Origin of the sequence: Segatella cerevisiae (assembly GCF_024054555.1) — a bacterium.
Taxonomy (GTDB): Bacteria; Bacteroidota; Bacteroidia; order Bacteroidales; family Bacteroidaceae; genus Prevotella; species Prevotella cerevisiae.
Genome location: NZ_JAMXLY010000095.1, coordinates 1 through 2208, shown reverse-complemented (window position 1 = coordinate 2208; position 2208 = coordinate 1). Strand labels below are relative to the sequence as shown.

At 36.1% G+C, this 2208-nt stretch carries 2 protein-coding genes and 1 pseudogene; 1 reads left to right on the top strand and 2 read right to left on the bottom strand.

Annotated elements, in window-relative coordinates:
* Window positions 1–100 (top strand): annotated as a pseudogene (locus NG821_RS12750) (IS30 family transposase); the annotation flags it as partial.
* 423 nt (window positions 101–523) lie between these two features.
* Here NG821_RS12750 and NG821_RS12415 read toward each other — a convergent pair.
* Window positions 524–1855, bottom strand: a complete 1332-nt coding sequence (locus NG821_RS12415) for an RHS repeat-associated core domain-containing protein (RefSeq protein ID WP_252761974.1) — start codon at window positions 1853–1855, stop codon at window positions 524–526.
* A 263-nt stretch (window positions 1856–2118) separates the two neighbouring features.
* Window positions 2119–2208: IS3 family transposase (locus NG821_RS12710; RefSeq protein WP_394802058.1), on the bottom strand; the 90-nt coding region annotated here is incomplete at its 5' end.

The following is a 2208-nucleotide window of genomic DNA, read 5'->3' as shown; positions in this document are numbered from 1 at the left end:
GGGATACATTAAACAAATCATTCAAAAATTGAATAACAGACCAAGAAAGAAAAATGATTTTTCAAAGCCTGTTGATATCATTAAGCAATTAATTCCGTAACTTTGCACTTGCTTATGGAATCCACCTTTACACCGCTAAATATAAAATAAGTAAAATTTTCTTTGGGATGTATTTCCTTTATAAGGAATTCCTTGTAAAATACTTTATTTATATTTGTGCTATCATTGACCATATCTTCATATAGGAAATTGAATAAATTAAAATCACCTCTTTTTCTAAAAAAAAAATGATCTAATTTTATTTGTTTTTGTGATTGTTTCGAAATATCATGATCATCAAACCATGTGAGATAATTTATACTATCATTATTCATAATTGATACTTTATACAAATACAATATTGTATCATTTGGCATCATATATTTTGTTTTCTTACATGTTGTCAATATTTGTCCATTTGCTATATTACATATAAATATGATCACAAAGAACAAGGTCAACCGAATAATATTACGCCTCATATTTAATAGTTTTTAATTGTTTCCATTTTTGATTTTAGAATCAGGGCTTTTAATACCAAATTTGTATCTACCTGATGATTAGAATGATGAGAAGCTGCTTCATGGTTATACTTCGTTCTAAAATACATTAAAACATGTCCATTTGCTTCGTGACTGTAGGCTTCTGATCTGCCTTTTAATGACAAATCTGAATTTATATAAATCTGGACATTATCGTTTGGAGAATTTTGTGGTCCGATTTCATCAGGAAAAAGAGTTTTACCAATAGATCCTGTTTCTCCTGTTGATAAGTCTTCAACATTATGTGCAGGATCCGGATTAGGGTCAATGCTAATATCTTTCATTGGATATGGATCAGGTAAGGATGCGATATCTTCATCTTGTTGATATGCAGGTCCTATTTTCCATGGGAAACTCTTACCTAAATATACTTCAACAGTCATCGGATCATTTACAAGTTCTTCAAGACTCTTAGTATTATAATCATTTCCATTATAATTATTTATAACATCTTCATCTATAAATCCTTGTCTATCGAAAACAACAAAAGATCTGGTCTCTTGAGGTAATGTTCCTAAAATCATATTATATTCGTCTTGTCCATTTGGTCTGACTTTTTCACCTTTTGGATCAATATATCTAATAGGGTTATTTTTACAATAAGCATACGGACTCACTTCAGGGGTACGCTCTGCCAGTGGATCCATCGTAGTCCAACGGCCGATAATTGCATCATAGTTTCTTGCTCCATAGTCATAAAGGTCTAATCCGTGCATTCTGTCCAGTTCCTTCCCGTTATACTTATACGGCTGCAACGAAGCATTCAAGCCGGCATCACCATACACGCCTCCGAAGGGATAATAATGCGTCATCTGCTCCAGTGTTCCGTTCTCGTTCACTACTGCCCGGTTGTTGCCCAGGTGGTCCCGGGTATAGTAATGGTACACCGGCTGGCCGGCTGTCGTGAATGTGCAGTAGCCTCCGCCGAACAGGTATTTGTCTGCCTTTCCGTTCCTGAAGATGAAGCTGCCGATATAGTCGGTACTGTCCACGGAGAGTGTATTGGCTGCTGTCAAAGCCAGGGTGTTGCCAATAGGTACGGAGATATTGTCCACTGCCGTACGGTGGATGGTACGCAGCTTCTCCCCCGTGGAGGTATAGACGTACTCCGTCACGTTGCCGTTGGTAAACTGTATTCGTCTTGGTTGGTTCATATTGTCATATTCTATCATCGCTATTCCCTTGTTGGCATCTGATATCAGATTGGCAGTGTAACATGGCGTGCCTGCGCCGTCAGTGTAGTAGAGGTTCTCCCAGAAGCCTTTGCCTGCCATAGGACATGGACGAAACAATCATATAAGTTGTCTGGAGCATGTCTTCATCAGGATCATACATGTAACATACCGATTTTCTATTACTATAGATAATATTATTGGACAGATTCATGATATCGTAGATATATATACTATCTAGAAATTTTCACTAAAGAAACAACTTATATTAAATTTACCTTTATCTCTTAAAACAATTCGAGTCAACAAGATATAACTTCCCTCAAAAGTGATATGAACCCCAAAAGTTGGACGTTAATTGAACATTAATTATTTACTTCTCTATAATGAGCTCGGTATTGTACCGGGCTCATTCCATTTAATCTTAACTTGATTCTCTTTTCATTATACCATTT

Coding starts and splice junctions, on each gene's coding strand:
- NG821_RS12415 (WP_252761974.1), bottom strand. CDS start 1,855: ATGGCAGGCAAAGGCTTCTGGGAGAACCTCTACTACACTGACGGCGCA.